Below are 21,232 nucleotides of genomic sequence, written 5' to 3' on the forward strand. Positions count from 1 at the left end.
GGTTAACGAAGCCAAGTAATCTTCAACAAGCTAAGGCTCCGATATTAAACATTGAAATCTAACTGGTCCGTGTTACGGATTTTCGTCAGGTACGTGATGTTGGGCTGCACGTTAATCGAGCTCAGGGCGTGGAAGGCCCGCTCCCCGTCCTCACGACGCAGCAGTTGCGAGAGGCGTGACTCGGGGTCGCGCATGTCGCCGAATACAATGGCTTGGGTTGGGCACGACTGAGCGCAGGCCGAAACGATTTCGCCATCCCGGGGACGACGCTTCTCTTTTTTGGCCTCTAGCTTGCCGAGCTGAATCCGCTGTACGCAGAGGGAGCACTTCTCCATGACGCCGCGGGCCCGTACCGTTACGTCGGGGTTGAGTACCATCCGGCCCAGGTCGGTGAACATGTGGCCATTGACGGTTTCAAACTTCTCGTTGGTGTAGTACGAGAACCAGTTGAAACGCCGCACTTTATAAGGGCAGTTGTTGGCGCAATAACGGGTACCTACGCACCGGTTGTAAGTCATCTGGTTGAGACCTTCCGAGCTGTGGGTGGTAGCCAGTACCGGACAAACCGTTTCGCAAGGAGCGTGATTGCAGTGCTGGCACATCATCGGCTGGAAAATAACCGACGGGTTAGCCGATGGGTCCTCCATGGCCGCGTACGTGTCGAGCTTACCTTTCTCCTCGAAATCTTCTCGGCTGGCATCGGAGCTGTAGTAGCGGTCGATACGCATCCAGTGCATTTCGCGGCGGTTGATTACCTCCTGCTTACCTACTACAGCAACGTTATTCTCGGCCTGGCAACCTACTACGCATGAGCCGCAGCCGATGCACGAGTTGAGGTCAATGGCCATACCCCAGTGGTGGTTCTTGTACTCATAATCCTGCCACAGCGACACCTTATCGGGCGCTTCGAGGCCGTCGGGAGTAGCAACTTTTTCGTACTCGGTTACCTCCTTGGGGTTTTCCTGATACTGCTTCAGCGACGCTACCTGCACTACCTGCTCCCGGTCCATGATAGTATGGTGGGTCTGGGTCTGGGCGATGGGCGACTGAGTACCAGTAGCCTCAATCTGCACCGCAGTGGTGAAGCTGATAACACCATTGCGCATGGCAGCCAGCGGCAGCACGTTGGCGCCGATGTCGTTGGCTACTTTGCCAGCATCCTGGCGGCCGTAGCCTATGGCGATACCAATAGTACCAGCAGCTTGGCCGGGCTGAATCAGCACGGGCAGCTGTACGCTGTGGCCGTTGGCCGTTACTTTCACTACATCGCCCTGCTCCCACTTCTGCTCCATGGCATAAGCACGAGGTACGGTTACGTAGTTGCCCCAAGTAGCTTTCGAGATGGGGTCGGGCAGCTCCTGCAACCAGGGGTTGTTGGCATTAGTACCATTGCCCACCCCGATTTTCTCGTAGATGGCCAGTTCAATACCGCCGCCTTTGTTGCCCCGCAGAGCCGCCATAGCGCTGTTCACGTCCATAGGGCCCTCAATTTGGGCTGCTGGGGTTGGCAGAGCCGAGCCGCGGGCTACGCCGTCGTGCACGACTTTGTCCCAGGCCTGAGCGAAGTTGCCCGCGCCCAATAGCCCCTGCCATTGCTGGCGGAGGTAGTTGTAGTACGTAGTGGGACTACCGGCCCAGGTCAGGAACGAATCCTGCGCCTGGCGGGTGGCGAACAGCGGCGTAATGACCGGCTGAGCCATGCTCAGGTAGCCACGCTTAGGCTCGTAGTCATTCCACGACTCCATGAAATGGTGGTCGGGAGCAGCGTAGAGGCAACGTTTGCCGGTTTCGTCGAGGCGGTCGTTGAGCGAGATGGTGGTTTTCACCTTACCAGCTTCCAGCGCCTTGCCCAACGCCTCCCCCATTGGGTGGTCGAATACGGGGTTGGCGTGGTAGAAAATCACGGCACCTACTTGGCCTGCAATGATGTCCTTGATAAGCCGGGCCATGCGCGCGTCGTCACCTTGGCGCACATAGGAAGGGTTTGCCGTATCAACGGCGGCAGACCCAAGCTGCTGATTGATGGCGGCGACCAGGGTCTGAATGCCCATATCGTTGGAACCTGACACCACTAGGCCGCGCGAACCGGCACGGCGCAGGTCGGCAGCAGCCTGTGCTACTTTCTTGGAACCCGAAGCCGCTCCACCGCCCGTTATGGCATTGTAGAGCGCTACAACGGCGGCTCCCATTTCCGAAGGTTTCATCGACTCCCGCACGTCGGCGTTGGAGCCGGTGAGCGACATGTTCGTTTCGAACTGGTAGTGCTTCGACATAGCACGCCGCTCGCTCGATACTTTGCGGTTAACTACGTACTGACGGGCGTATTCAACGGGCGAAATCCAGGTGCCCAGGAAGTCGGCGCCAATGCCCACGATAACGTCGGCCTTGCTGAAATCGTAAGCTGGTAGCACGCCGCCGTTGGCACGCAACAGCGCCGAAGCCGAGTTTACGTCGTACATCACGTGCTCTGCCCCCCCGAAGCGGGCGGCAAACTCGTTGATGACTTTCTTGGTCGAGGGGCTGATAATGGTCGGCGACACGATGGCTACCCGGCCCGCACCGGCTAGCGCGGCCCGAACTTCCTGGTCGAGCTGGTCGGTGGCAATCTTCTGACCCTTCTTTGTGAAGTGCTGCAGACGCGCTCCGTCGTAGAGACTCAGCACCGCAGCCTGGGCGCGGGCCGAGAGGCCGCCACCCGTTACCGGCGATTCGGGGTTGCCTTCCAACTTGATTGGCCGGCCCTCGCGGGTCTTCACTAGCACGGCGTTGTAGTCTTGGCCGTTGAAGAACGTGGAGGCGTAGAAGTTAGCGATGCTCGGATCAACCTCCTCGGGCTTGTTGAGGTAGGGAATAGCCTTTTTGATCGGCGCTTCGCAGCTCGCCAGGGTAGCCGCGGCCAACCCGAAGCCCATGAGCTTGAGGAAATCACGGCGTGGGGCTACCGAAGCATCGGTAGTACCGTGGGTTTCCTTCACCGGCAAGAAGTCGGCAAACTCGGTCATGGCGTTCTTGATGAACTCCGGCGAATTTTCCAGCTCCTCGATTCCCTTCCAGTACTTAGGCGACTCTTGCATTTGTTTTAGGGTCTTGGGGTCTTACAGACTTATCGGTTTGGATCCGACGCTTAGTAATCCGTAAGATGGTGCTTGTCTTGACTTGGGAAGTTATGCGTTGATGGGTCAAGCCTTGGACGTTGGTATTCTTGGGTCGTTCAATGAACAGAAACAAAAGATTATACCGCCCTAAGCTGCTAGGACCCTAGTAGTGGCACTTCGAGCACTCGGTACCACCATTCGATGATACCGTGAAGGGCACTGCGCCGTTCTTGGTGTCGTGCAGCTTCACGAGGTTGTCGTAGTAGCCATTGCCCTTGGTGTTGAGGGGCGTTTCGCGGTGGCAGTTGATACACCAGCCCATCGTGAGCGCCGAATACTGATAAACCACCTCCATGTTCTGGATGGGGCCGTGGCAGGTCTGGCACTCCAGGCCACCCACCTGCGTGTGCTGGGAGTGGTTGAAGTAGGCCAGATCGGGTAGGTTGTGAACCCGCACCCACTGAATGGGCTGTTTGCGCTCGATGGCGCGGTAGATTTTCTTGATTTCCGGCGACTCTGTTTTGATCTGCGAGTGGCAGTTCATACAGATGTTAGGAGAAGGAATGTTGGCCGACTTAGCTTTGTACACCGAGGTGTGGCAATAGGCGCAGTTGATCTGGTTCTCGCCGGCGTGCAACTTGTGAGAGAAGGCAATTGGCTGGGTAGGCTGATAGCCCTGGGTCAAACCCACGCCCATGGCGCCCTGAATCGTTTCGTAGAGCACAGCCAATACAAACACTGCCCCCACGATACCGCGCACGGCCGTCGATTTGTAGATTTTAGAGAAGTCGAAGCGCTGCTCCATCTGCTCCACGTCGCGGCCGTCGAGGTCTTTGCGGCCCCGCAGCACATCCTTCATGATGTTGGCGATGATGACCAGCGTTACCACCAATACAATCAGCACGACTACCAGCACGATGAGCAGGATGTTCATAGAGCTGCTCGCCTCGCCGTTGGCAGCGTCAGTACCATCAACTACAGTAGTAGCACCTGCGCCGGCAGCAATGCCAGTAGGCACAGTGGTCTTACCTTCTTCCGACGTGATATAAGCTACGATGGACGTGATTTCTGCATCCGAGAGCTGGAAGCTAGGCATCTGCTGCTTCTGGTACTGGTTGTAGATTTTCACGGCATAGTCGTCGCCGCTGGCCACCAGCTTGCTCGAATTCTTGATCCATGGAATGATCCACGACATCGGACGACGCTTGGTAATGCCACCCAGAGCCGGGCCTACTACCACGTCGTTGACGGCGTGGCACTGGGCGCAGTTGCCTTTAAAGAGGGCATCGCCGGCAGCGATGGCGGCGGGGTCGGCCGTAGTAGCACCCGCGGCGGCGGCCGGAGCGGCAGCAGCTACGGTGCCGGGCGTAACGCCTACCTCACTCGGGTTTTTGGAACTGCCGACCTCTCCGGCGGCTGTCGCTGCTCCTTGGGCTACGGCCGAACCGAAGCTTACAAAGAACAGGAGCAGAGCTAGAAAGAGGCGGGAAAGGGAACGAAGTCGGATGCTATCCATCGCACAGATTGACTAAAAAAAAGAAACGCGGGGGTGCTTCAAGGCCACAAATGTAGCTTGGGAAAGCCAGAGAACAAACCAGAAGAGGCTAATTTTCGCCGGTTTGCCGTTGCTTAGAATTATTCTAAGGGCCCAGTTCAGCTTGATACTGGACCCCTTCCAGCGCCAGTTTATGGCTTTACCAACTTCCGCTCACATCGTAGTGCTTGCTTGCCCGCTACGTTAAAGGAACTAGCAGAAAAAGAGAAGGTTTGGCCTCGGACAAGCAAAATGTCTGCTGGCTAAACTTTTAGGTGCAACCTATTATATATAGCTAGTATTTACCCCGATTTTTTCTACCTTTGCCCCTCATTTATTTTTTCACATCACATTCCACCCCGTCGTAATGGCAGTAAGAAATTACGAGACGGTCTTCGTCCTCACTCCAGTACTCAACGAGAGTCAGGTACAAGAGACGGTCGAGAAGTTCTCACAGGTGCTTAAGGAAAATAGCGCCGACATCATCAACACTGAATCGTGGGGCCTGAAAAAGCTGGCTTACCCGATTCAGAAAAAAAACACCGGGTATTACTTCCTCGTGGAGTTTACCGGCGAAGGCAACATCGTAGATGTTCTGGAACTGGCGTTCCGCCGCGATGAGCGCATCATCCGTTTCCTCACCACGGTGCTCGATAAGCACGCCGTGGAGTACGCGGGTCGTCGTCGCAAAGGCGAAATGAATCAACCAAAACCTAAAACGTCCGAAGCAGTTGGCTAAGCAAAGAAAAATGAGTCTCGCAAACGAGCGTCTGCACAAGCAGGACGCCCGTAAGAAGTACTGCCGCTTTCAGAAAGCCGGTATCAAGTACGTCGACTACAAAGACCCGAACTTCCTGTTGAAGTTCGTAAACGAGCAGGGCCGCATCTTGCCCCGTCGTATTACCGGCACCAGCCTCAAGTTCCAGCGCAAAGTAGCCCAGGCAGTAGCCAAGGCCCGCCACCTGGCCCTGATGCCCTACGTAACCGACTCGTTGAAATAAGTTTTAGACATGAGATGGTGAGAAGTGAGAGGTGAGACTACGTTCTAGCTTCTTCATACTAGGAGATAAACTACCGAACGTAGTCTCACCTCTCACTTCTTACCATCTCACTTCTCAAATAAACATGGAAGTATTTCTGAAAGACGACGTTAAGGGCCTCGGCTACAAGAACGACCTCGTGACGGTAAAGCCCGGCTACGGCCGCAATTACCTGATGCCTCAGGGCCTGGCCGTACTGGCCGACAAGACCAACAAGAAAATTGTAGCTGAGAACGTACGCCAGGCTGCCCACAAGGCCGACAAGGTGAAGGGCGATGCCCAAGCCATTGCCGACCAGATTGGTGACATGGTACTTGACATTCCAGCTAAAGTGGGTGAAAGCGGCAAAATCTTCGGCCGTGTAACCACGCTTCAGCTTTCCGACGCCCTCAAGGCGAAGGGCATTGACGTAGACCGCAAGCGTCTCTCGTTCGACACCGATCCGACTTCGGTAGGCGAGTACACTGCTTCGGCCGATCTGCACCGCGAGGTGAAGCACAAAATCCGCTTCAACGTAGTAGCCGAGTAGGCTACCCGTAAAACGCCGTTTGGCGGGCCAAAACGCCCGGTTGCTTTAGCAGCCGGGCGTTTTGTTTGGTTGTTACGCGGGGCATTGGGGTAGGCGCAAGGCCGCGCTTCACCCGGCTGGTCAGGCTCCCGAACTCAAATGGCCGTACTTATTCCGACCTTTACCCGTACATCCGGAAAGTTTGCCGCGCAGTGGCGCGCCTGACTGGTTGTATCTCCCCATTATAGGCAGCAACTGAACCGCGTTTCCCCGCTGGAAATGCGCCCCGCCGACCGGCTATTTTGGCCGAACGCGGGATGTTGAGTAGGTTGCCTGTCCGTTGGCCCGCTTCCGGGCCGTATTTAGCCCAATGTTTCGTACTGAAATCCCGCTTACGCCCCTCCCCCACCAGCTGCCGCCCTCGGCGCGGGTCCTGACGCTGGGGTCCTGTTTTTCGGATACCATCGGCTCGCGCCTGACTGAGTTCAAGGTCGCGACTATGGTGAATCCGTTTGGCACTGTATTCAACCCGATTTCGGCCTGCAAGCTACTACGAGCAGCAGCCGGCGAAGATATGGATTGGCAACAGCACCTAGTGGAAGCCCGCGGCCGCTGGCAGAGCTACGACCTGCACGCCGAAATCGGGGCCGAATCGCCCGTAGAGCTGCTGCAGCATGTGCAGCAGCTAGCCCGCGAGGTGGGCGTGTTCCTGGCCACGGCCGACGTCGTGGTGCTCACACTGGGCTCGGCCTACGCTTACCGGCTGCGAGAAACCGGAGAACTGGTCAGCAATTGCCACAAGGTATCGGCCGACCAGTTTGATAAGGAACTGCTCACGGCCGACGAAATTATTGCCGCCGTTGCCGAAACCCACGCCTACCTGCGCCGCATCAATCCGAAGCTGCGCTTTGTGCTTACGGTGAGCCCAGTGCGCCATCTCAAGGATACGTTGGTGCTCAATTCGGCCAGCAAAGCCATGCTGCGGGTGGCCTGCCACTACCTGAGCGAGTTGCTGCCCGATGTCACCTACTTCCCGGCCTACGAGCTGCTGGTAGATGATTTGCGCGACTACCGTTTCTATGCCTCCGACATGCTACACCTTTCGGAGACAGCGGAGAACTACGTGTGGGAGCGGTTTACGCGGACCTACTTCGATGCGGCTTTCGGGCGCTTCAAAAAGGAGTGGGAAGGAATCCGGCTGAACCTCGGCCACCGGCCTTTGTACGCGGCCGCTCCCGAGCACCGCGCGTTCCTGGAGAATACGCTGGAGCGTCTGCGCAAGCTCTCCGGCCAGGCCGATGTGCGCATGGAACTGCTGCACGTGGAGCGTGAGCTGGCGAACCTGCCCGTACCGACTGCCGCAGTTGCGACCGTGGAGTACGACGATGGCGAGGAGCGCATCGATGTAGGCTCGTTCGACGATGACGCTACTCCTGATGAAGCACCGCTCGTAAAAACTACGCCCGTTACCGCAGCCGAAGCAGCCGCAGTTACTTCCGCCGCTCCTACTAAGGCTGCGCCGCAGGAACCGGCACAGCCCCGGTCTGCCTCCCGAGCCAGCCTCATCCGGCCAGGAGCCGGTTTGCTGGTGGAAGAAGCCGAAGACGACGAACCAACCGAAGACGATGATGCAGTTGAGGCAGCTGACGCCGAAGTATCGGCCGATTCGGCTTACGACCACGCTTACTCGCCTGTTGCCAGCGAGCTGACGGCCGGAAGTGCCGAGGAGGAAATTGCCGAAGACGACAATGACGAGCCAGAAGCTACCGGTCCAGAATCGGCGGAAGAAGCGTCCCGCCGTAAGAAACGTCGCTCGCGGGGTGGGGCTAAGCGCACCAAGCGCAAGCACGCCCGTCTGGCGGCCGAACAGGCTGCTGGCGAAGACCAGTCCGAATCTAGCGTGGTAGCCACTGCGCCCGCACCGGTGCCAGACGAACCGCTTGCGGCCGCCGAAGCACAGGAAGCCGATAACGAACCTGCTACGGACGTCATTTATGTAACCGAGGCTGAATTGCGTGCTCCCCGCCCCCGGCCCGAAGCCTCAATTCCGGCCGAATTGGTAGCCCCGGAAGCGGACGCTGAACCAGAGGTGGCGGCGGAGCCTGCCGTGGAAGGTGAGGCAGCGACTGAGGAGGTAGCCAACCGCCGAAGCCGCAATAACCGCCGGGGCAACAAGCGCGAGCAAGCTCCGCGCTATGGTGGCCGCCCGGCCCGCCAGCCCCTCTACGCAGCCGATGCCGAAGCCCCCGCATCGGAAGCGGCTAGCCCAGTTGCTGAACCCGCTTCGGCAGCTGCTACCACAACTCACTCCGGGCCCGCTGCTGAGCGAACGGCTACGCCTGAACCAACTGCTCCGGTTTCGGAGAAACCAGTCGCGGAAGTAGCCGTTGCAACGGCAGCAACGGAAACTGCCGCGAAGAAGCGGGCATCCCGGTCAAGACCCGCTAAGGGCTCGGTAGCCCCTGCCCAAACGGCTGGCTCGGCTGGTGCAGTCCCATCGGCTTCCATCGCAACGCCTGCCCTAGCTCCTTCAGTTGAGGTAGCGTCGCCCAGGAAACCGACTCGTCGTAAAGCAGACGCCAAAGCTGCTACCCCAGCAGCGGTTCCGCCGGCTTCGGCCAAGGAGTCGCAGAGCGCCCCGGTTAATGAGGTATTGGCAACGGCTGCTGTGAGTACGGACTCCACCTCAGCCCCCGTGGCAGAACCCACTCCGGCTAAATCCGCGACTAAAAAGCGAACTGCGACTAAGCCCAAACCTACGGCCAAATTCAAAGCCTCAACTAAGCCGAAGGAAGTCGCACAGCCAGAAGCAGCCGCTAAGCCAGCCGCCGCCGAAGCTACTCCCGTACCGACTGAGGCCAAAGCTGCCGCGAAACCGAAAAGTAGCGTTAAGCCTAAGGCTGCGGTAAAGCCTAAAGTGGCAGCCAAGGGCAAGGCCCCTACCAAGGCGCAAACTTCGGCTAAAGTGAAACCCACTGAACCGGCGGCCACCCCTCCCGCTGATACCCCGGCACCAACAGCCAAGCCTAAGGCGGCGGCCAAACCCCGGGCCAAGTCAACGGCTAAGAAGAAAGAGGCCTCCGATACGCCAGCTCCAGAAACTACCTGATTTCCCAAACCCGGCCCTCATGGACCGGGTTTGGTGTTTATAGCCGGTTACATCCTGACTGGCATAACGCGGCGGCGGTTCTTCTTGCTTCCTACTCGCTGTTACTTATTCAACCCTTAACTATGTCCCTGCCTGCTGCCAACCGCCTTCAGCACGAATCCAGCCCCTATTTGCTCCAACATGCCTGTAACCCGGTAGATTGGTACCCCTGGGGGGAAGAGGCATTGGCGCGGGCGCGGCAAGAGCAGAAACCGTTACTGGTGAGCATCGGGTACGCAGCCTGCCACTGGTGTCACGTGATGGAGCACGAGTCGTTCGAGAACCCGCAGGTGGCGGCCGTGATGAACGCGCATTTTGTGTGCGTGAAGGTGGACCGGGAGGAGCGCCCCGACGTGGACCAGGTGTACTTGGATGCTTTGCAGGCCATGGGCCTGCGGGGCGGCTGGCCGTTAAACGTGTTCCTGACCCCGGAGGCCAAGCCATTTTATGGCGGCACCTATTTCCGGCCCGCCGAATGGCTACAGCTGGTCGCCAGCATTGGGACGGGCTATGCCGGGGAGCACCGGGCCGAGCTGGATGCCTCGGCCGAACAGTTCGCGCAGGTGCTGCAAATCAGTGAGCTGAAAAAATTCAGAGTGCCGGAGTCGGCCGAAGGGTTGTCGGCGACCCAATTCGCGGCGCTTACGGAAAACCTAGCGGCCCGCTTCGACCAGGAAAAGGGCGGGCTCGACCGGTTCCCCAAGTTCCCGATGCCCATTATCTGGCGTTTTCTACTCCGGGCCCAAGCCCAGAGCGCCAGCCCGGAGCTGCTGAAACAGCTGCACCTGACGCTGCACGAAATGGCCTGGGGCGGCCTCTACGACCAGATCGGCGGCGGGTTCGCCCGCTACTCCACCGATGCCGACTGGTTGGTGCCCCACTTCGAAAAGATGCTCTACGACCAAGGCCAGCTGCTGAGCCTCTACGCCGAAGCGTTTCAGGCCTCCGGTGAGGGGCTCTACCGTGAGATGGTGTTCGGCACAGTGGAATTTCTGCAACGCGAGCTACGGAGCCCGGAAGGTGGTTTTTACGCCTCGCTCGATGCCGATAGTGAAGGCGTAGAAGGCAAGTTCTATGTCTGGACCCGGGAGGAATTGCAGGCGGTGCTCGGCGACGAGGAACGGTTGGCCACGGCTTATTACCAGTGCACGGCCGTTGGTAACTGGGAACACGGCACCAACATCCTGCACCGCCGCCAGTCGGACGCCGATTTTGCCGCTGCCCACGAGTTGGCCCCCGCCGTGCTGACCGACTTAGTACGCGGCTGGCGAATCAAGCTGTTGGCTGCCCGCTCCGAGCGGCCCCGCCCGGCCCTCGACGATAAAATCCTGACTGGTTGGAATGCCCTGACCATCCAGGGCATGCTCGATGCCTACCGGGCCTTTGGGGAACCCAGCTTTCTGCGGCTGGCCCAGCAATGCGCCGAATTTCTGCGCGAAAACCTCGTGCACGGCGGCCGGCTACACCGTAGCTACAAGAATGGCCGGGCCACTATTCCCGCTTTTCTGGAAGATTATGCGCTGCTGATTCAGGCCTTTATCAGCCTCTACGAAGCCACTTTCGCGGACGAGTGGCTGCACGAAGCCCAGCACCTGACGACCACCGTGTTGGCGCACTTCTTCGACCCCGCCGAGCAGCAGTTCTTCTACACCGCCGACGATGGCGAGGTGCTCATCGCCCGCAAAAAGGAAATCATCGACAACGTGTTACCTGCCTCTAACTCCGTGATGGCCCACAACCTGTACCGCCTGGGCCTACATTTTGAGAATGCCGAGTACCTCGCCCTGGCTGCCACCATGCTCGGGCGCGTGCAGACGCTAGTAGTGCAGGAGCCGGCTAATTTCGCCAACTGGGCCAGCCTGTACGCCAACCTAGTTCAGCCCACCGCTGAAATTGCTGTGGTCGGCCCCGAAGCGGAGGCATTTCGGCAGGAGCTGAGCCGGAATTTCCTGCCGAATACGGTGCTGGCCGGCACCCCGCAGACCAGCACGCTGCCCCTGCTGCGCGGCCGCGAGGCCCGGAACGGAAACACGACGGTATACGTCTGTTTTAACCGCACCTGCCAGCAACCGGTACACTCGGTAGCCGAGGCCTTGGAGCTGCTGGCCTAACCTGCTGGCCCAACTGAATTTGCCGCTTAGCCTTCCGTAGCGGCGGCGGCTGGTGTATCTTTACTAACTGTTCTGTCGCCGCCGGGCGGCCGCAATGCGCCTTGGGCTCGTTGTGGGCCCCCTCTTTTGTATTGCCTTCCGTTGAGTCTTTCGTTTGATTTTGTGCAACCTGCGTCGGAACCGACGGCCGACCGCGTCACGCTGTTTGCCGACGTGATTCTGCCCCTGCCGCTGCCCCGCCTTTATACCTACCGCGTCCCGTTCGAACTCAACGACCAGGTGGTAATTGGGGGCCGGGTGCTGGTGCAGTTCGGGGCCAAGCGGACGCTGAGTTGCATCGTGGCGGCCGTCCACCAGTCGCCGCCCGCGGCCTACCAGGCCAAGTACATTCTGGAGTTCATCGACGATGCGCCCGTCGTGACCCAGCCCCAGTTGAAGCTCTTTGCCTGGATTGCCGAGTACTACCTCTGCACGTTGGGCGAGGTGATAAACGCGGCCCTGCCTTCCGCCCTCAAGCTCAGCTCCGAGAGCCGGGTGCAACTGCATCCGGCCTACGAGCCCGAGAACCACCCCTACCCGCTCGGCGACCAGGAACAGAAGGTGGTGGACGCGCTGAGTTCCGGCGAGGAAGTTGGCAAGTCGCTGACATTTACCGAGGTCGGTGAGCTGCTTGGCATTGCCTCGTTCCATAAGTACATCAAGTCCTTGATGCAGAAGGATGTGGTGTTCCTGTTCGAGCATCTCAAGGACAAGTTCTCGCCTAAAGTGGTGAAGAAGGTGCGCTTGGTGCACCGCTACGTGGCTGAGGCGGCCCTGGAGGAGCTATTCGGGCAGCTGGCCAGCCGGGCCAAGCAGCTCGATGTGGTGATGCGGTATTTGCAGCGGGTACCCGTTTACCAGAGCGAGCATGCCAACCACCGGGGCCTCGAAAAAGCGGCCCTCACGTCGGCCCCGCACCTGTCGCCTTCGGCAGTGAACACCCTCATCAAAAACGGTATTCTAGAGCAGTTCGATCAGATTGTGTCGCGCTTCCCGCTGGATGAGGACGACGCCCAGGCCAACATGCACTTCACGCTGAACGACTCGCAGGTAGAAGCCCGCGACGCAGTGATGCGCGAGTTCCAAACCAAGGACATTGTGCTACTGCACGGCGTAACGGGCGCGGGTAAAACCGAAATCTACATCGACCTCATCAAGCAGGCGCTGGATGGTGGCGGGCAGGTGCTGTACCTGCTGCCCGAAATTGCCCTCACCGCCCAGATTGTTACCCGGCTCATGCGCGTGTTCGGCTCGCGGCTGGGCGTGTACCACTCCAAGTTCTCCGACAACGAACGGGTAGAAGTGTGGAACGGGGTGCTGTCGGGGCGGTTTCAGGTGGTGATTGGGGTACGCTCGGCTGTGTTTCTGCCGTTTGATAATCTTGCCCTCACAATTGTGGACGAGGAGCACGAGTCGAGCTATAAGCAGTACGACCCGGCCCCGCGCTACAACGCCCGCGAGGTGGCCCTGATGATGGCCCACTTCCAAGGCAGCAAAACGCTGCTCGGCTCGGCCACGCCGGCCGTGGAAACCTACTACCAGGCGCGGGCCGGCCGTTACGGGCTGGTGAGCCTCACTAAGCGCTTCGGCGAGGCGGGCCTGCCCGAAATCGTGCTCGTGGACACCCGCAAGAGCCGGGAGCAGAAAACCATGCTTAACCACTTCACTCCCGAGCTGATGGCGGAGATGGAAAGCAAGCTGGCCCAGCAGGAGCAGGTGATTCTGTTCCAGAACCGCCGCGGCTATGCCCCCTTCATCAACTGCCTCGACTGCGGCTGGATTCCCAAGTGCACCAACTGCGCCGTGAGTTTGAGCTACCACAAGCAGGCCCACGAGCTGCGCTGCCACTACTGCGGCCACCACGACCGGATGCCGGCCCAGTGCCCCGCCTGCGGCTCGCGCAACGTGAAAACCGTGGGCTTCGGCACCGAGAAAATCGAGGACGACCTGAAGGTAATGCTGCCCCAGGCCAACGTGCAGCGCATGGACCTCGACACGACCCGCGCCAAGAACTCTTATCAGCAGATTATTTCCGACTTCGAGCAGCAGAAAACCAACATTCTGGTGGGCACCCAAATGGTGACCAAGGGCCTCGACTTCGCCAACGTGAGCCTGGTGGGCATCATCAACGCCGACAGCATCATTCATTACCCCGATTTTCGGGCCCACGAACGGGCCTTCCAGATGTTTGTGCAGGTGAGCGGGCGGGCGGGCCGCAAGGGCAAGAAGGGCCGCGTCATCATCCAGACGGCCGACCCCGAGCAGGTCATCTTCGACAAGGTGATGCGCAACGACTACCTGGAGTTTTACGACTACGAAATCACCCAGCGCCGGGAGCACGGCTACCCGCCCTTCATGCGCATCATTCGCCTATTGGTGAAGCACGTGGACGTAGCCGTGGGCGAGCGGGCCGCTTTGCTGCTGACCCAGGAGTTGATAGACCGGCTGGGCCGCGAGGCCGTGCTGGGGCCCGAGGCGCCCTACATCTTCCGCATCCGCAATTTCTACCTGCAGGAAATCACCATCAAGCTCAGACGTGAGCACACCGTGCTCAAAGCCGCCAAAGCCGACATTATGGCCGCCATGGACGTGGTGCGTGACCAGAAGGAGTTCAAGCAGGTGCGCCTGGCCGCCGATGTAGACCCAATGTAGGGCATGCGCCTATGTGCCTTAGCCGCGCCTACGAGCCGGCAATAAACAGGATAATCCCTAGCACGGCCAGCGGCCCCCCGATGAAGCTGGCAAATGCCAGCCCATATACTCCACCCAACAACCCCAAAAGCAGGACCGCTCCGGCGGCCAGTAGCATACCCAGCCCCAATTTTTGCAGTGGCTTATTGGCCGCATCCGTTTTAGGAGTCGGAGCAGCTAAGGGTCCTACACTTTTGTCCCGCCCTTCCCGGCGCAGACGGCGGCGGCCGTTTTTACCCTGAAAAAACAGCAGCGGAATTCCAACGGCGAGCAGCGGTAGGGCCAGCAGCAATTGGCCCAGCCCGGCGTAACCGCTGCCATCGTAGTTGGCCGCAGCGATAATCAGGGCCCCGCCGCCGATAACGGCCAACGCCCCGCCCACATTAACAACCGTCGTCAGCGGGTCGGCCCCCACGGCGGGGGATGCGACCCGTGCCACCACCGTATCGGGCGGGGCCACGGCTACGGCGGGGCCCCGCAGCGGCGGGGCCGTAAGGTGGGGCGAAGAGTGAAGCAATGGGCGCGCCTGGGGCAAGGGCGGCAGAGGCAGCGCAGCTTCGGCGGCCGGATCGGGCCGGCTGGCAGTGAGCCGGGCCGGCGCGGCTTCCGGCCTTGCGCTGGCCGGCTGCGGCAGGCGCGGCTGATAGTTAGAAGAAGCGGAGGCGAAGAAGAAGGGCGCCGGCCGGGTGCTCTGGCAGCCCGCCAGTAGCACGATTGCCAACCACAGGTAATACACCGGCAGCTTGGTCATAAGTAGAGGCTAAAAGATTGATGGGATAACGAATTCAAATAAAGCGCTTTTTTTCGGCCTTACCAGCACCTCATATCCCCCCCCACTCCCCAGGGGGCGCCTTTGCTACCCTAACTGCTGCTGTCTGAAGCCACCCGTCAACTAAAGCGCGGCTGCCAATTGGCAACCGGGGCGCTTTAGTTGACGACCAACGAGCAGCTTATACTTCGTCGAGCAGCCAGAGGATAATGAAGATCAGGCCAATGAGGGCGATGATGCCACCGATGAGGCTGAAGATGCTACCCGGTATGATCGTTACCAGGGCTCCGACCAGCAGCAGGATGATACCCGTGCGCAGGTTGCCGCTGATGGCAGTAGCGGCGGCCGTTTCCGACTTCGCCTTCACCTGTACCTTGGAGGCCATTTTGTCGGCTTTCTTGATAACTTTCTGCACCAGCGCCTTCTGCATGAAGTTCAGCTTGGCAGACTTGGCTACTGGAGCAACCGAAACCACCGGGGCAGCTGCCGGAGCCGCTTGGGCTACAGCGGGAGCTGCAGCTGGGGCAACCATCGTTGGGGTAGCAACTACCTCGGCAGGGGCGGCGGCTACCTCCGGGGCAACCGTTGCGGCGGGGGCGGGCTTAATGATGGTAGCGCGCTGGGTGCCGTGGTAGGCAGAGGCTGTTTTAGGCAGCATAGCATACTCGGCGCGGTTGCAGCTCGTTAGGGCGACGGCAACGGCAACTACGGCCGTTAGCTTGTTGAAGAGTCCGGACAGGTGTTTCATGGGTAAGAGGAGAAGAGTGAATGAATGGATGAGCAAACGCAGTTTCTACGGACCAAAGTAGGAAACAGCGGGGCAAAACTATTTAAATTATTCATCGCTGCCCGGTTAGCCAAGCCGATAGCCAGCTTACCAACATCTAAAGGCCCTGTCAGCCAATTCAAATGCGGCCGAACCGTTCCGGGGCAAGCCATGTTAGCACTGCGCCGTTTCTTTGCATTCCAGCCTATGTCATACTCCTTCAAATTGTGGTTTCCGCTCAGCGTGGCCGGGCTCCTGGCCGGGGCCGGAGCCTGCACCCAGACGCTCAGCGAGGGCACTACCACCCAGCTCACCGAGCAGCGCCGCCAAGCAGAGCCCGACACCAGCGGCTACGAGCGCCGCGCCCCCCAGGATCTTAACGGCATTGGTAAGTACTACCTGGGCCGGCAGATTGCCCACGTAATGGGCCACGAAGGCGCCGCCTGGCTCAACCGCTCCGACCGGGCCCAGGAAGAAGGTACCGCCATTTTGCTGCGCGAACTCAAGCTTAAGCCTACCGATGTGGTGGCCGACATTGGGGCCGGCACGGGGTTTTTCACGTTTCAGATGAGCCCGCTCGTGCCCCAGGGGCGGGTACTGGCCGTTGACATTCAGACCGAGATGCTGACGGCGTTACGTGAGAACAAGACCCGTTTGGGAGCCACCAACGTGGTGCCGGTGCGGGGCACCACCGAAAACCCCAATCTGCCCGCCGGCCAGGTCGATCTGGTGCTCATCGTGGATGCCTACCACGAGTTCGACCACCCCCGCGAAATGGCCCGCGCCATCCGCACGGCCCTCTCGCCTACCGGCCGGCTGGCTTTAGTCGAGTACCGGGCCGAGGACCCCGACGTGCCCATCAAGCGCATTCACAAAATGAGCGTGGCCCAGGTCCGCCGCGAAATGGCCGCCGTCGGCCTGCGCCTCACCGATTCGGTAGAAACCCTGCCACAACAGCATTTGCTGTTTTTCCAAAAATGATTTTTTAAGCTGTTAGCTGGCAGCTATTAGCTGTTAGCTTTCGTTTTGGCGGACGGAGGTTTACTTTTGCCGACTTGTGGAGTGGCACTTTTGTCGATTTGGTTTCGGCTCAATTAGGCGGCTCCCCAATCTTCCGCACGAAAGCTAACAGCTAATAGCTGCCAGCTAACAGCTTAAAAAATGTCCGACCCCCGCCAGCTTTCCATTCACGATTTCACTTACCAACTGCCAGCCGGCCGCATCGCGCCCGAGCCGCTGCCCAACCGCGACCAGTCGCGGCTGCTGGTGTACGAAGCCGGCACCCTGCGCAACCAGACGTTCCGGGAGTTGCCGGGCTTGTTGCCGGCCGACAGCCTGTTGGTGTTCAATGATACCAAGGTGGTGCGGGCCCGGCTGTTTGCCCGCCGGCCCACCGGGGGCGCGGTAGAGCTGTTTTGCCTGGAGCCGGTAGCCCCGCACCAGGCCATCGAGCCGGCCATGCAGCAAACCGGCTCCTGCGTGTGGAAGTGCCTGGTAGGCAACGGCCGCCGTTGGAAAGAAGGGCCCGTAACGGTGGAATTTGAGGCGTTGGGCCAGCCCGCCACGCTGCAAGCCATGCGCACCGAGCAGCACGACGGCTACGCCCTGATTGCGTTCAGTTGGGAGCCGGCCGAACTGCCCTTCGCCGAAGTGTTGCGCGCCGCCGGGCACTTGCCTTTGCCCCCCTACCTCAACCGCGCCGATACCGACGTAGACGCAGTGCGCTACCAGACCGTGTACGCGGCCCAGGAGGGCGCGGTGGCCGCCCCCACGGCCGGACTGCACTTTTCTGAGGCCGTGCTGGCCGAACTAGCCGAGCGCCGCACCCTGGCCGCCCGCGTGACGTTGCACGTGGGCGCGGGCACGTTTCAGCCGGTGAAAGCCGACCAGATGGCTGGCCACCCGATGCATGGGGAGCCGTTCAGCGTGAGCGTCGATACGCTCCGGCGGCTGCGCGCTCATCTGGCGGCGGGCTTGCCCATTATCCCGGTGGGCACTACCAGCCTGCGCACCCTCGAAAGCCTGTACTGGCTCGGAACCCGCCTGCTACAGCGGCCGGCCCAACTGCCCGCCTGGCACGTAGAGCAGTGGCAACCCTACGAATCCCAACAGAACACGACGACCCCCGACGCCCTCGATGCGCTGCTGACCCAGCTCGAACTAACCGGCGCCGACACGCTGCATGCCACCACCCAACTCCTGATTGCGCCCGGCTACCAATTCCGGCTAGTACGGGGCCTGATCACCAATTTCCATCAGCCCGAAAGCACGTTGCTGCTGTTGGTTGCCGCCCTCATCGGTCCCGACTGGCGGCAGGTGTACGAGCACGCCCTGGCCCAGAACTACCGGTTCCTGAGCTACGGCGACTCATCGCTGCTGCTGCCTTAAGCAGAGGCCGATTTCCTTTTTATGATGCCGGTTTTGCGCTGTCTTCAGCGTTTAGCCGTATAAGGCCGCAGATCCTTTTTTTCCACTTGCTTTTCATCATGAAAAAGATATTTCTGACAGCTGCTGCCCTGGTTTTCACTGCAGCCGCTGCTTTTGCTCAAACCACCACTACCACGACCGAGGACCGCACTAAAGCGGGCGAAGTAATCCAGGATGCCAAGCAGGGTACCGTAAAAGCGGCCCAAGCAACGGGCAACGCCGTAGAAACCGGCGCCCGCGCAACCGGCAATGCGGTAGAGACTGGTGCCCAGGCGACTGGCAACTTCGCTGAGAAATCGGCCAAGAAGACTGCCCGCGCTGCGAAAAAGGCCGCCCGCGCCACGAAAAGAGCCGCTAAATCAGTTAAGAACAAAGCCGTAGACGTAGTTAATTAATCGGCCTTTGTTGCTCACATGAAAAAGTGCTTACCCAAGGGTAAGCACTTTTTTTACGCCCGTAACCGTTGAAAAACCAGTGATTAAAGAATGAACACAGCGTTACCAAACAGCAGCTTGCCGCCCTGCCAGAAGGCCCGGAACAAGGGATTATCGGCCAGGTAAACTATCTGCCCCCGGCCCATTTCCTGGGCACCAAGCACGAAGCTGTCGGTGAGGCCGGCGCGGGCTTTGCGGCCGGCGAAACCGGCGGCGTAGCTATTCTTTTTGAGCACGCCCACGTTCCAGCCGCCCTCGGGCATGAACTGGTAGTTGGGGGCCTCGCGCAGCAAAGCGAAGTAGGTAGGGCCGTAGCCGAAGGCCAGCGGATGGGTGTTGTCGAGCTGCACCCGGAACACGCTGCCCTGCACCTTGTCTTCGATGCCCTCCCGCTCGGCGTCGGCGTAGCGGCGCAGGTCGGCGTAGGGGGCTTTTTTCTTGGCCAGAGCGACGGAATCGATGGTTTTGATTTTGAGCAGGAAGTCTTTTTTGCCGGCCAGAAAGCGTGAGGCCCCTTCGAGGGCGATAAGCCGGCCGCCACCGCGCACCCAGGTTTTCACGCTGGCCAGCATTTTCTCGGTTAGCACGTCATCATAACGGCCGTCGGGCAGAATCAAGACATCAAACTTGCTGAGCGGGACGCTGCCGAAATAGTCGGTACCGAGCACCGTGACGGGGTAGCCCACCTGCTGCTCGAAGAAGTGCCAGACTTCCCCAAAAGCTGTAGCATCGACGCCCGGACCGGCCAGCACGGCCACCGTGGGCATGGCCAGGGGCCGCACCGAGCGCGAACCCAAGTCGCCGCCGGTAGTAGAGAGGCCAGATTGCACGGCCTGGACCGTCACGCCTGCCGAGTCGGCCTGGGCTCGCACCAGCTGGTCGAAGCGGGCGCCCAGCCGCTCGTTGCCGGTGCGCGCGATGATGAGCGTGCCGCGCCCGTACTTCTGGCCCTCGGTCTCAAACGGCTCATCGGCCACCCGCAGCTTCACGCCCTGCTGCAACAGCCGGCTCAGAAAGCGCACATCCTGCAAGTTGCTCCAGCGGGCCAGGTAGGCGTAAGGACTACTGGTTTTTGGTTGCTGGTTGCTGGTTGTTGGATTGTTCTGACTTTGAGAACTGGCCACTGAACTCACTGGCAACTGCCCCTTTAGCGCGTAGCCATCGAGGCCAAAAGCGTAGGGCAGCGACCAGGCGGTGAGGTCGTAGGTGAGGGAGTCTTCGAGCTGGGCCTGGGGCTCGAACAGCACTTTCACCAGCGTCGATTTGGGCTGATACATGCTGATAACCACGTCCTGGGGCTCAATCTGCACGGTTTCGGCTTTGCCGGTGGCGTAGTTGTAGCCCGCTTGGCGGCTACGCTTGGCAGCAAACCCGTAACTGATCTGCTGGCGGTCGAGGTATTGGGTGAGGGCCTTTACCTGACCGGGGTCGGAGGAGCCGGCCAGCACGTAGGTTTTGTATTCCCCCTGGGGCTTGGTGCGGGCGTCGGCGTAAAACTTGCGAAACTCGCGGGTCAGGTCCTGGTGACGGTCGGCGGCGGCTTGCAGCGTTGCCAGGCTGGTGGCGCGGTGGTGCTCGATACGCTGGGTTAGCGTGAGCGTGTCGCCGTCGGGTTTGGCGTAGCGCAGGCCCGCCGAGCCGCCCCCGCCCTGCTCGTAGGTCAGGCCGATGGCGCCATTGAAGCTGGGCCAGGTATCGCCGTAGAAGGGGGCGAACAAATCGTAGGTTTCGCGGGTGAAATAGAGCCAGTTGTTTTGATCAAATACCTTGCGGTTGTAGTCGCCGATGATGTTCTGGAACTGCCGCTGCCAGGCCGTAAGGTCGGCGTGGAAGGGCTTGGCGGCCGGCGAGAAGTAGTAGGGCGCCAAGGGACTCATCTCGTGAAAATCGGCGTGCACCTGGGGCAGCCACTGGTTGTACACCGCGATGCGCTGGCGGCTTTCCTGCTGGGTTTGCCAGGCCCAGTCGCGGTTGAGGTCGAAGTAGTAGTGGTTGTAGCGGCCGCCGGGCCAGGGCTCGTGGTGCTCCCAGCTCAGGGGCGAGGCGTTGGGGCGCTGGCTGGCCACCCGGTTGTACCACTGCGCGTAACGGTCGCGCCCGTCGGGGTTCACGCAGGGGTCCACAATCACCACTAGGTTCTGCAGGTAGCCTTGCACAGTAGCGTTGGCGGGGTTGGCCAAATCGTAGAGCACCTGCATCACGGCTTCCGACGATACCGCCTCGTTGCCGTGCACGTTGTAGCTGAGCCAGACCACGGCCGGCGTAGGGCCGCTGACGGCCCCGGTTTCGAGGCCAGCCAGCCGCAGGTTGTCGCGCCGGATATCGTCGAGGCGGGTCAGGTTAGCGGCGGAGGCTACATAAACCAGCTCCAGGGGCCGGTTTTCGTAGGTACGTCCGTATTGCTGCTGCCGCATCCGGTCGGGGCTGTGCGCCACTACGTGGGCCACGTAGCGCAGCATTTCGGCGTGAGGCGTGAAGCGGGCACCCAGTTCGTAGCCCAGAAACTGCGCGGGCGTGAGCAGCGGACCGGCAGCGGCGGCCGGGGTTTGGGCAGAAGCCGCAACGGGCATCAGCAGCCAGAGAAAAAGTAGGCTTAGCGCCCGGGAAGTAAGGTTTTTCACCAAAAATGAAGAGTAAAGCGGCCGAAGCCGGAAGGTTAGCAGTTTTTCT

14 protein-coding genes are annotated in these 21,232 nt (G+C 60.1%); 9 read left to right on the top strand and 5 right to left on the bottom strand.

Translation table 11 applies throughout. The features are described from left to right. Window positions 1-44: 44 nt before the first annotated feature. Window positions 45-3,074: a TAT-variant-translocated molybdopterin oxidoreductase gene (locus tag CDA63_RS03415; protein WP_088463046.1), complete on the bottom strand. Its 3,030-nt coding sequence runs from the start codon at window positions 3,072-3,074 to the stop codon at window positions 45-47. A gap of 184 nt (window positions 3,075-3,258) precedes the next feature. Beyond that, entirely contained in the window at window positions 3,259-4,611 is a 1,353-nt protein-coding gene (locus CDA63_RS03420; protein ID WP_088463047.1) for a cytochrome c3 family protein, read from the bottom strand. 385 nt (window positions 4,612-4,996) lie between these two features. On the opposite strand from CDA63_RS03420, the gene rpsF reads away from it, so the two are divergent. The 6 genes from rpsF (at window position 4,997) to priA (ending at window position 14,127) form a co-directional block, all read left to right on the top strand. Next, a complete protein-coding gene (gene rpsF / locus CDA63_RS03425) occupies window positions 4,997-5,368 on the top strand; it encodes a 30S ribosomal protein S6 (protein WP_088463048.1) in 372 nt (123 codons plus the stop codon). A 10-nt stretch (window positions 5,369-5,378) separates the two neighbouring features. After that, entirely contained in the window at window positions 5,379-5,630 is a 252-nt protein-coding gene (gene rpsR / locus CDA63_RS03430; protein ID WP_019947036.1) for a 30S ribosomal protein S18, read from the top strand. 124 nt (window positions 5,631-5,754) lie between these two features. Beyond that, window positions 5,755-6,198, top strand: coding sequence for a 50S ribosomal protein L9 (gene rplI / locus CDA63_RS03435; protein ID WP_088463049.1), 444 nt, complete (start codon window positions 5,755-5,757; stop codon window positions 6,196-6,198). A gap of 349 nt (window positions 6,199-6,547) precedes the next feature. After that, window positions 6,548-9,286 (top strand): GSCFA domain-containing protein, encoded by a 2,739-nt coding sequence (locus tag CDA63_RS03440; protein WP_088463050.1) that lies wholly within the window; start codon window positions 6,548-6,550, stop codon window positions 9,284-9,286. A 122-nt stretch (window positions 9,287-9,408) separates the two neighbouring features. Further along, window positions 9,409-11,436 carry a thioredoxin domain-containing protein gene (locus CDA63_RS03445; protein ID WP_088463051.1) on the top strand — a complete coding sequence of 676 codons (2,028 nt, stop codon included), beginning with the start codon at window positions 9,409-9,411 and terminating at the stop codon, window positions 11,434-11,436. A gap of 141 nt (window positions 11,437-11,577) precedes the next feature. Further along, on the top strand, window positions 11,578-14,127 hold the full coding sequence (gene priA / locus CDA63_RS03450) for a replication restart helicase PriA (RefSeq protein WP_199797483.1): 2,550 nt from the start codon (window positions 11,578-11,580) through the stop codon (window positions 14,125-14,127). A 28-nt stretch (window positions 14,128-14,155) separates the two neighbouring features. On the opposite strand, the gene CDA63_RS03455 is transcribed toward priA, so the two are convergent. Both CDA63_RS03455 and CDA63_RS03460 read right to left on the bottom strand, forming a co-directional pair. Next, entirely contained in the window at window positions 14,156-14,917 is a 762-nt protein-coding gene (locus CDA63_RS03455) for a hypothetical protein (protein ID WP_088463052.1), read from the bottom strand. 199 nt (window positions 14,918-15,116) lie between these two features. Continuing rightward, a complete protein-coding gene (locus tag CDA63_RS03460) occupies window positions 15,117-15,683 on the bottom strand; it encodes a hypothetical protein (protein ID WP_088463053.1) in 567 nt (188 codons plus the stop codon). A gap of 225 nt (window positions 15,684-15,908) precedes the next feature. Here CDA63_RS03460 and CDA63_RS03465 point away from each other — a divergent pair, with 225 nt between their 5' ends. From CDA63_RS03465 to CDA63_RS03475, 3 genes are all read left to right on the top strand, one after another. Next, window positions 15,909-16,682, top strand: a complete 774-nt coding sequence (locus CDA63_RS03465) for a class I SAM-dependent methyltransferase (RefSeq protein WP_088463054.1) — start codon at window positions 15,909-15,911, stop codon at window positions 16,680-16,682. Window positions 16,683-16,862: 180 nt separating this feature from the next. Beyond that, window positions 16,863-18,089, top strand: coding sequence for an S-adenosylmethionine:tRNA ribosyltransferase-isomerase (locus tag CDA63_RS03470; protein WP_088463055.1), 1,227 nt, complete (start codon window positions 16,863-16,865; stop codon window positions 18,087-18,089). A 98-nt stretch (window positions 18,090-18,187) separates the two neighbouring features. Beyond that, complete coding sequence (locus CDA63_RS03475) at window positions 18,188-18,523, top strand: hypothetical protein (protein WP_126546713.1); 336 nt, start codon at window positions 18,188-18,190, stop codon at window positions 18,521-18,523. Between the two features lie 83 nt (window positions 18,524-18,606). Here the strand turns inward: CDA63_RS03475 and CDA63_RS03480 are convergent, their stop codons facing one another. Beyond that, window positions 18,607-21,183 carry a M14 family metallopeptidase gene (locus CDA63_RS03480; RefSeq protein ID WP_088463167.1) on the bottom strand — a complete coding sequence of 859 codons (2,577 nt, stop codon included), beginning with the start codon at window positions 21,181-21,183 and terminating at the stop codon, window positions 18,607-18,609. Window positions 21,184-21,232: the final 49 nt, after the last annotated feature.

This window comes from Hymenobacter amundsenii, from assembly GCF_002204745.1.
GTDB lineage: Bacteria > Bacteroidota > Bacteroidia > Cytophagales > Hymenobacteraceae > Hymenobacter > Hymenobacter amundsenii.

What these genes read in the sequence shown, in the direction of transcription:
- CDA63_RS03415 (WP_088463046.1), bottom strand. Translation starts at nt 3,074, where the DNA reads ATGCAAGAGTCGCCTAAGTACTGGAAGGGAATCGAGGAGCTGGAAAAT.
- CDA63_RS03420 (WP_088463047.1), bottom strand. Translation starts at nt 4,611, where the DNA reads ATGGATAGCATCCGACTTCGTTCCCTTTCCCGCCTCTTTCTAGCTCTG.
- rpsF (WP_088463048.1), top strand. Translation starts at nt 4,997, where the DNA reads ATGGCAGTAAGAAATTACGAGACGGTCTTCGTCCTCACTCCAGTACTC.
- rpsR (WP_019947036.1), top strand. Translation starts at nt 5,379, where the DNA reads ATGAGTCTCGCAAACGAGCGTCTGCACAAGCAGGACGCCCGTAAGAAG.
- rplI (WP_088463049.1), top strand. Translation starts at nt 5,755, where the DNA reads ATGGAAGTATTTCTGAAAGACGACGTTAAGGGCCTCGGCTACAAGAAC.
- CDA63_RS03440 (WP_088463050.1), top strand. Translation starts at nt 6,548, where the DNA reads ATGTTTCGTACTGAAATCCCGCTTACGCCCCTCCCCCACCAGCTGCCG.
- CDA63_RS03445 (WP_088463051.1), top strand. Translation starts at nt 9,409, where the DNA reads ATGTCCCTGCCTGCTGCCAACCGCCTTCAGCACGAATCCAGCCCCTAT.
- CDA63_RS03455 (WP_088463052.1), bottom strand. Translation starts at nt 14,917, where the DNA reads ATGACCAAGCTGCCGGTGTATTACCTGTGGTTGGCAATCGTGCTACTG.
- CDA63_RS03460 (WP_088463053.1), bottom strand. Translation starts at nt 15,683, where the DNA reads ATGAAACACCTGTCCGGACTCTTCAACAAGCTAACGGCCGTAGTTGCC.
- CDA63_RS03465 (WP_088463054.1), top strand. Translation starts at nt 15,909, where the DNA reads ATGTCATACTCCTTCAAATTGTGGTTTCCGCTCAGCGTGGCCGGGCTC.
- CDA63_RS03470 (WP_088463055.1), top strand. Translation starts at nt 16,863, where the DNA reads ATGTCCGACCCCCGCCAGCTTTCCATTCACGATTTCACTTACCAACTG.
- CDA63_RS03475 (WP_126546713.1), top strand. Translation starts at nt 18,188, where the DNA reads ATGAAAAAGATATTTCTGACAGCTGCTGCCCTGGTTTTCACTGCAGCC.